The following is an 8520-nucleotide window of genomic DNA, read 5'->3' on the forward strand; positions in this document are numbered from 1 at the left end:
TAATAAATACTCTCGCAGTAAAACGAGCAGAGTTAAGAGGTGGATTGTGGAGCACTGGTGGAAAAAGGGTAGAAAAACCGTTAATGCAAACCCTGTGCAAATTATATGGAGTGCCTGATAAAAATTATTCTGTAAAAATCAAAGGTAAAGTTGTAGATGATGTTGACTTTGAAAGAGAAATTGATTTTCATCTGGTTGAAGGTAAAAACCAGTATAAATGCGAAGTGAAACTGATGGGACGTGGCAACCCAGAAAGTGCAGACGCAGTAATCGCAAGGGAAAGTAAGATTTTTGTGGCTGATAAATTATCAGAAACTAATAAAAGACAATTGGATAGTTTAGGCGTAGAATGGGTTGAATTAAGAAGTGAAAATGGATACAAAAGGTTTTCTAAAGTACTAAAGCATCTAAATATTCCTCATCAAGATTTTAAGGGTAATATTGACCAGAAACTTCATCAAATCTTTAATGAGATTTTTAATTGATTCGCTGAAGCGGTCAGAGGTAAAAAGGTAGGGTTATGACTAAAAAAGTCCCAAAAGACCTAAATACTGAAATAGAAAGGTTAATCGCAGCTGGAGAAGAAAAAGGATATGTTACTTATGATGAAATAAATGAAATACTTACTGAAAATGATGCATGGTCACCTTATTTAGAAAAAATCTTTGCTAAATTAGAAGAAAAAGATATCGAAATTCAGGATAATGGAAAGATGGATGAGGTAGTTGTAGAGGAAGAACCAGAAGAAAAAACTCATGTTAACCCCCTTACACTCTACTTAAAAGAGATTAACCAGATACCCCTTTTAACCCCGATAGAAGAAAGAAGATTAAGTCGGCAAATAGAAATCGACCAGCTAAAAATAAAAGAAATCGAAATAAAAAGCGGCCTTTCTGAAAGAAGACTAAAGGAATTATATAATAAATGGCAATTAAAAGAAATAAGGAAAAGTGATTTGCCACCATCTTTAAAAAAATTACCTAATAAAGAAATAGATAAATTCTTGCGAACCGTAGAGATACTTGAAAACAAAATCGAGGTTATCAAACGGAAATTTATTGAGTCTAATCTCCGATTGGTTGTAAATGTAGCGAAAAGGTATGCACATCACAAATTAAGTCTTTTAGATTTAATTAATGAGGGAAATTTAGGATTAATTCGGGCAGTAGATAAATATGATTATAAAGAAGGGTTTAAGTTTAGCACCTATGCTATTTGGTGGATAAAGCAGGCGATTAACCGAGCAATTTTAGAACAGGGTAGAACAATTAAAGTTCCTGTTTATATGATGGAAACAATTAATCGGTGTCTAAAGACAATAAATAAACTATCGCAGGACTTAGGTCGGGAGCCAACATTAGAAGAAATCGGAACCAAAATGAAACTCCCAATTAGTAAGGTGATTGAAATTATCAATATTACTCAAGAACCTATCTCTTTAGAAACACCGATAGGCATAATTGGAGAAAATGAATTAAGTGAATTGATTGAAGATAAGGCAAGTCTGCCTCCATCAAAGGCGATATTCTTTACTATGTTACAAGAACAAATTCAGGAAATAGTAGATACTCTTCCTGAAAAAGAAAGACAACTTCTAAAATTACGCTTTGGATTAGATGGGTTAGAACCTCATACCTTAACTGACATAGGTAGGATATTAGGTCTAACAAGAGAAAGAGTTAGACAGTTAGAAAAAAGAATACTTGATAATCTTCGCAAAAAAAAGATTACTAAACAATTATATGATGATTTTCTGGGAGAAGAATAAGGGTAATCGTTCAGCCACAGAGGCACAGAGTTCACAGAGAATTAGAGAAATTAGTTACTTAAGGACACGAATTAATCTGTATATCCCCTAAATGTAGTGTGAACCTTTAGGTTCACCTTCTGGCTTGCCAGAAGCGAGGCTAAAACCTCGCACTACAAATCTTTTTGTTGTTCAGAGAGATTCGGATTCATCTCGTTAGATAGTAAAACATCTACCAGGATTCATTCGTGATTATATATTCCCTCTGTGTTCTCTGTGGCTCTGTGGCTATATCCTGAACGGTTACGAATAAGGAAACAAGGAGGTTATTAAAAAGATGAAAGAGGTAATTTTAATGTGGCAGAATACAAGAATGGTTGTGTTATGCGCGGTTTGTGCCAGCGTATATACGGCAATACTTATTCCTTTTAAAATCGCAACCATAATTCCAGGTTTTACCGAGATACGACCTGCGGCGGTTTTACCTGTTGTCTTTTCACTTATGTTTGGACCAGCGGGTGCCTGGGGTCTGCGTTTGGTAATTTAATTGGCGATTTCTTTGGAACTTTGGGACCGGGCTCATTTTTTGGATTTATCGGTAATTTCTTGTATGGATTTATACCATATAAGGTCTGGCAATATATCTCAAAACAAGACCCTGTTTTCAATACCCCAAAGGTAGTTATAAATTATTTTTGCTGTATTGCTTTAAGTTCCTCAATATGTGGAATGTCTATTGCATGGGGGGTAGATTTGTTAGGATTTGTCCCGATAACCCTACTGGCGAATATCATTACTCTAAATAATTTTCTTGTCTGTGTTATCCTGGGACCATTTCTGCTTGTTATTCTCTATCCGAGAGTGAAGAAATGGAGATTACTTTATTCCAATATCTTAACTGAATTACCAAAACTAGGAAAATTTGCTGGAATTGGTATTTTATGTTTATTAATTGGTAGCATTGGCGGGCTTATCATCATCAACTTAGGTATCTTTGGTTTTATTCAATGTCCAATAACCTGGCGAACAATGACACCAGCTGTGTTACTGATTATTATTGGAACATTGCTTATTTGAGGGATTCGGGGTTTTGGAAGAAAAGAATCCCCAAACCCCGAAATCCGAACCACGATTTTCAGAGGAACCTCTGGATAGTGAGTTTTCCCTACTAATTCGCTAATTCACTAATTCACTAATTCGCTATTTTCAGGAGAATAATTATGGAAGAAAGTGAAATCTATCTTTCCATTATCAGCCCGGTCTATAATGAAGAGGCACATGTAGTTGAATTGTATTTTCGGCTATCAAAGGTTTTGGCACAAATTGATAAACCTTGTGAGATTATTTTTATCGATGATGGTAGCACAGATAAAACCTATGCCTTGATTAAAGACTTGAAAATGCGTGATGAGAAAATAAAGATTATCCGATTTATTCGCAATTTTGGGCAATATTTAGCCATAATCGCGGGATTTAATCAAGCAAAAGGCAAGATAATGGTTACGATTGAAGGTAGTCTCAAAAGCCCACCTGAAGAGATACCTAATTTATTAGAAGAACTAAATAAAGGCTATGATGTTGTCATTGGCTCTATAGGATTACATCAGTTACCTTCTATTTTTCGACCCTTAATTAATTTTATTAACTGGTTTGTTTCTAAACTTACCGGAACCACGATAAAAGACTATGAATCTCTATTTATGGCATATAAAAGAGGGGCAGTAAAAATGCTCCTCCAGTGTCGAGAAAGGACCCCATTAATAAAAGCATTACTGGGTTGGCTTGGACTTAAAATCGGTGAAATAGAACTTGATACTACCCATAGTTCCACAAAGACAGTTTTTGATTTATTAAAAGCAGATTTTGAACTTATTACCAGTTTTTCAACATCGCCTATCTCATTCTTAAGCTCTCTTGGAGTATTTATGGGCTCCCTGGCGATTGTGCTTGGATTATTCTGGTTAATTCAATCATTTATTTTAAACGCAGGCATTAGTATCATCATCGCCTTTTTATCCATCCTTTTTGGCATACAACTTTATGGACTCGCCTTCCTCGGTAAGTATATTGCAAAAATATATCTCCAAATTCAAGGCAGACCTTATTATATCATTGAAGAAATAATTGAGTAACAGTAACTACTCCTAATTTTTACCTGGTGTCGTGTTGAACAAATAAGGCACGGAATTTGATTCTGGTAACTGGTGATTGGTAACTGGTAATTAAATACCGTTCGGCTGAGCTCAGGACGAAACTATTTAACCAATTACCAGTTACCAATTATCCGTTTGCAGGTTATGAAATCTGATGATACCCCGTGCAAAACTTACTCAACACCACACTAGCATCTTTTACAGGACGGATAGATTTGTGATTTGGAATTTTGCAATTTACTCCGCTCTCCACCATAACCATATTTGTCCAGTAAAACTTGTGGGACAAACTTGCTGATACCTGACTGCACAACGCCTTCAATAATCTGTTAATTGATAATTATCCTCTTCCTTCCATTCTTTTATCTTTTTCTTGACCTGATGTCGCTTTATCATATAAACCACAAGACATAAAACAGGAAATATAAGCCAGAGTAAATAACTACTCGTAACAACTGAAATCCAGTTAAATCTTTTCTTCAAAGACGCATACCAGTTAGTTTCTAACTTCCCAAAATCCATCCCGAATGATTTGTTAAAGGCTGAATCAAATTCAGTGCCATAACTTAATTCTTTTATTAACTTAATAACCTTTTCTTTACCATACCGATTTATCATAAACAAAACAATATCAAAACTTTGTGCATAAGCTAATTGTGTTTGGAAGTCATCCTGGGGAAAGGTATAAGTAAGACTTGAAAAAGGGAGTAATTTGTCAGTCAGATATGCCTGACCGAGGTACATATTATTTACTAATTGCCATTCTTTCGCCTCATACATAGCCAGCCCTTCATTTAACCATCGTGGTAAATAGCCTTTTTTGAAAATTACACCTAAGACAATATGAGTAAGTTCATGCCTGATTGTTTTTTCAAGGGTAATATTTAGATTACTTTTAGGTGATTGAATGACAATAATGTTATCTTTACCAACACAGGCTTGTCCCACAATTTGTTTTTGGACACCTTTATTGGCTAACTCAAACTCTTTTCGAGAAGGAAAAATAAAGATAAAAGTCCGTTGGTCCACAGTAAATCCAATATCGGCAGTAATTGTTTGATAAGATTCTTCGGCGATTTGAATAGTTCTAAGTGCTACCTTTTTATCAGATTGCGTGAAATGTATCATAAAATGTTGACTTTGTAGAGATTGCCATTGTTGTGAGCAAAGAGAGAAAGGGAAAAAGAGAAAACATACGATGATAATAATTTTATTTACCATTTTAATCTTATCTCAATTAGATAGTTGATAGTTGATAGTTGATGGTTGATAGTCTATGAAACTATCAACTATAAACTATAAACTATCAACCATCAACCCTGTTCTAAGAGATGGAATTAAGCGTATAGCCAATAGATTTTAATTTTTTCTCTGTGTCTCCGCGTCTCTGCGGTGAATAGTTATTCTTCATGAAAGATTAAGCCTGTAAAGATATAGATTTCTGTCTCTTTTTCTTTCCAGGCGTTTGGCGGCAGGCCCGCTTTATAACAGGTATGGGTAAGGAATTGTTCACGATTCCAACCTTGCTCGGTGGCTACCTGAGGAAGAAGTAAGCCTGAATTATACCCTTTGACCATGTAAAGTCCATGTTTGCCTATTTCAATTTGCTCAATATCATTTATTCGTGTTAATTCTGAGAGAACCGTAATTTCAATCTTTATCTGGTCTAATTCATCTTTGGTTACAGGTGAAAATCTTGGGTCTTCTGTTGCGGCGGCAATAGCCATTTTACTCACGGCTTGAGCTACCGGGGCGATAGCCTTGATGTAACCAATACAACCACGCAATTGCTTATTTTTGGTAAGGGTAACAAATGCACCCGCCGGCTTTTGAAGCTCGGGATAATCATCTACCTCTACTGGTGGAATGTGCCTGTTTTTAATATAATCTTCTATCGTCCTTCTGGCAATTTTAAGCAATACCCCTTGTTCTTCCTTATCTAACATCATAGCTTTTTCCTCCTTTTGTGCAAAGATAACTGCTCCATAACCAACTACTCTTGATTTATCACCAATTATTGGCACATCACCCGAATTAGCATAATTTAAAACAGTGGCCTGGTGGATTCCAAATTCTTTGGTGACCAACATTAATGTCAAAACCGCCCCAACTCCACAAAGTAAGGTGCTACATTTCTCATGGGGTTCATTGAGCCAGGCAACTAATTCATTAATATCCATCTCTTTGATTAAAGAGAGGGTTTTTTTATCTACTTTGTTGGCTATTTCATAAGGTGGATAATGAGTCATATCGGATGAGGCAATGAATAAAATATTTTTGCCTTTACTATTTAAAATAAGACTTCTGGCTAAAACTTGAGCGTCATTTGGATTACTCATAAGTATTGGAACAATTTTAAATTCTTTCAATAGCCGTTGAAGAAAGGGGATTTCAACTTCTAACGAATGCTCTTTCTCATGGACTTGAGGTAAAGATTTAATTTTTGGGTCTGACTTGATTAATGCAGAGGTCAGCTCAGTGTCTATCTTTACCAATCCAAATGGTGTCTGATAAGCATCAGATGTATCAACGGCAATACCATCAAAATGGGCAAAATGGCTCATTCCTATTATCACTACGGTATCAAATGAAAGTTCTTCGAGTTGTTTAAAACAATGAGCCGCGACCTCTCCTGAATAATCATACCCGGCGTGAGGCACCATTAAACCAATTATTCTACCCTCAATCTTTTCTTTTTGGACATTATTTAAGAAGCCGTTGATTTGATTTTTTAACTCTGTTGGGTCAGCGGGATAAAAACCACCAGCCACCGCTGGCTGACGAATATTTTGAGGAATGTCTTTGCTCGGAGTTTGTGTTTGTGAACATCCCTCAACAGGTAATAATAGACTTAAACCAATAATAAGTAATTTGTGCCACATTTTAATATATCCATAGGAAGTAGAGAGTAGAAAGTAGAGAGTAGAGAGAAAATCTTTCCTCCACCTGTGTTTTCCTATTTTCATTCTTCTGTTCCCCTGAAAATATCCGCAAGATTATTTTCCTTCAGCCTCAGCTTTGAGTGGCCACTCTTCTTTATTAAAGAATGCCTTTAATTTTTCCTCAACGATTCTGGGGTTATCACCGGCTTGAATAGATAAAACACCTGTAACAATCAGGTCTTTTACAAAAACCTCATTTTCATTTAATCTTTTTAATTTCATAGCAATAGGAATAAGAACTAAGTTAGCCAGAGCAACACCATAGAAAGAGGCAATAAACGCAATTGCCAGCGAGTGAACCGTGGTCATAATGTCTCCACCCCCCATTTTCCCCAGGGCACCGGTTAGTCCCATAATTGCGCCTAAAATTCCCATAGTTGGAGCAATACCTCCAGCCGACATAAAAATATCCTCGCCTAATTTATGTCTATGTTTCATATGGGTTAAATCTATATCAAGGATTTCCTCAATCAATTCGGGGTCTACGCCATCCACCACTAACTGAATACCTTTTTGAAAATATGGGTCTTTAATATTTTCGATATCTGCTTCTAAAGCTAATAATCCTTCGCGTCGAGCCTTTTGAGCAAAAGCAATCATTGTTTCAATAATCTCTTTTGGTTCTTCTTCCTTATTAAAAAACATAATTTTTAGGAAGGCTGGCGTCTTCATTAATTCCTTCATCGTGAACATCGCCCCGGTCGCCAGCACTGAGCCTGAACCAATGATGACCGCACCAGGGATGTTCAAATATCCCTGACCAACTATTCCTACCTCTTCAAGTAACACACAACCAATACAAGCGGCAATACCACCTATGATTCCAAAGACACTAACTATATCCATTTTTGTCTTCTCCTGAAAATAGATTTTCGCCACAGATGAACACAGATAAACACAGATTTTTTATATTTAAATTGAGACGGTTCATTTTTATCGTTTTTCCCTGTGATTTCTTTTGGAAATTAGAAATTAGGAATTAGGTCTTTATCTCCATCCAATTTCCAATTTCTAATTTCAATCCGCAAGGTTTCACACTAAAGTGAACCATCCCAAGAAATCCATATTCCCCCTTTGTTAAGGGGGAATAACTTCTCATTCTACAAACACGACGCCTCTCCGAGGCTGAATTTGTTACATTTCCGTTATTCTACTACAAACAGAGTGCCTCTACGAGGCTAATCTCTTTATTTAATTTCGTGGTAACTATTCAGGTTGTTAAGTTTAGAGTTCAAAGTTCAAGGTTAATGACCTCATCTCTTCTAAACCTTGAACCTCAATAGTTACATTTCGTGAAGCCTTATTGATGTCAAGTCCGCAATTTATATCTTTTTTGATCGTTTGGCAAGTTTTATCTCACTGAAATCATCCAAGATCCGCATCAATCCTCAAAATTACTAGTGTCGTGTTGAACAAATAACGCACGGAATTTGATTCTGGTAACTGGTGATTGGTAACTGGTAATTAAATACCGTTCGGCTGAGGTAATCGGTCAGTTATTGGTGGGAGAAAGGCATAAAGATTAAATTTCTCGCTAAGGCGCAAAGAACACAAAGGAATAAATTATAATCTTTGCGAACTTTGCGTCTTTGCGAGAGAAAATTTCTATTTAGCTTTTACCACTGATAACTGAGGGATTACCGGCTGAGCTCAGGACGAAACTATTTAACCAATTACC

8 protein-coding genes are annotated in these 8520 nt (G+C 36.2%); 5 read left to right on the forward strand and 3 right to left on the reverse strand.

The window, feature by feature from the left end:
- The 5 genes from AB1414_11005 to AB1414_11025 all read left to right on the forward strand — a co-directional run.
- The coding region (locus AB1414_11005) for a CfrBI family restriction endonuclease (GenBank protein ID MEW6607958.1) at window positions 1-485 on the forward strand (485 nt) is incomplete at its 5' end.
- Window positions 486-520: 35 nt separating this feature from the next.
- On the forward strand, window positions 521-1768 hold the full coding sequence (locus tag AB1414_11010) for a sigma-70 family RNA polymerase sigma factor (GenBank protein ID MEW6607959.1): 1248 nt from the start codon (window positions 521-523) through the stop codon (window positions 1766-1768).
- Between the two features lie 316 nt (window positions 1769-2084).
- The gene (locus tag AB1414_11015) at window positions 2085-2294 is read left to right on the forward strand and encodes a hypothetical protein (GenBank protein MEW6607960.1); all 210 of its coding nucleotides are present in this window, start codon (window positions 2085-2087) and stop codon (window positions 2292-2294) included.
- Window positions 2295-2353: 59 nt separating this feature from the next.
- Window positions 2354-2824, forward strand: coding sequence for a hypothetical protein (locus AB1414_11020; protein ID MEW6607961.1), 471 nt, complete (start codon window positions 2354-2356; stop codon window positions 2822-2824).
- 143 nt (window positions 2825-2967) lie between these two features.
- Window positions 2968-3879 carry a glycosyltransferase family 2 protein gene (locus AB1414_11025; protein MEW6607962.1) on the forward strand — a complete coding sequence of 304 codons (912 nt, stop codon included), beginning with the start codon at window positions 2968-2970 and terminating at the stop codon, window positions 3877-3879.
- A gap of 339 nt (window positions 3880-4218) precedes the next feature.
- Here the strand turns inward: AB1414_11025 and AB1414_11030 are convergent, their stop codons facing one another.
- From AB1414_11030 to AB1414_11040, 3 genes are all read right to left on the reverse strand, one after another.
- Window positions 4219-5121: a peptidase MA family metallohydrolase gene (locus tag AB1414_11030; protein MEW6607963.1), complete on the reverse strand. Its 903-nt coding sequence runs from the start codon at window positions 5119-5121 to the stop codon at window positions 4219-4221.
- A 179-nt stretch (window positions 5122-5300) separates the two neighbouring features.
- The gene (gene amrB / locus AB1414_11035; protein ID MEW6607964.1) at window positions 5301-6866 is read right to left on the reverse strand and encodes an AmmeMemoRadiSam system protein B; all 1566 of its coding nucleotides are present in this window, start codon (window positions 6864-6866) and stop codon (window positions 5301-5303) included.
- Window positions 6867-6896: 30 nt separating this feature from the next.
- The gene (locus tag AB1414_11040; protein MEW6607965.1) at window positions 6897-7688 is read right to left on the reverse strand and encodes a MotA/TolQ/ExbB proton channel family protein; all 792 of its coding nucleotides are present in this window, start codon (window positions 7686-7688) and stop codon (window positions 6897-6899) included.
- Window positions 7689-8520 lie beyond the last annotated feature (832 nt).

It is taken from the genome of bacterium (assembly GCA_040755795.1).
Classification (GTDB): domain Bacteria; phylum UBA9089; class CG2-30-40-21; order CG2-30-40-21; family SBAY01; genus JBFLXS01.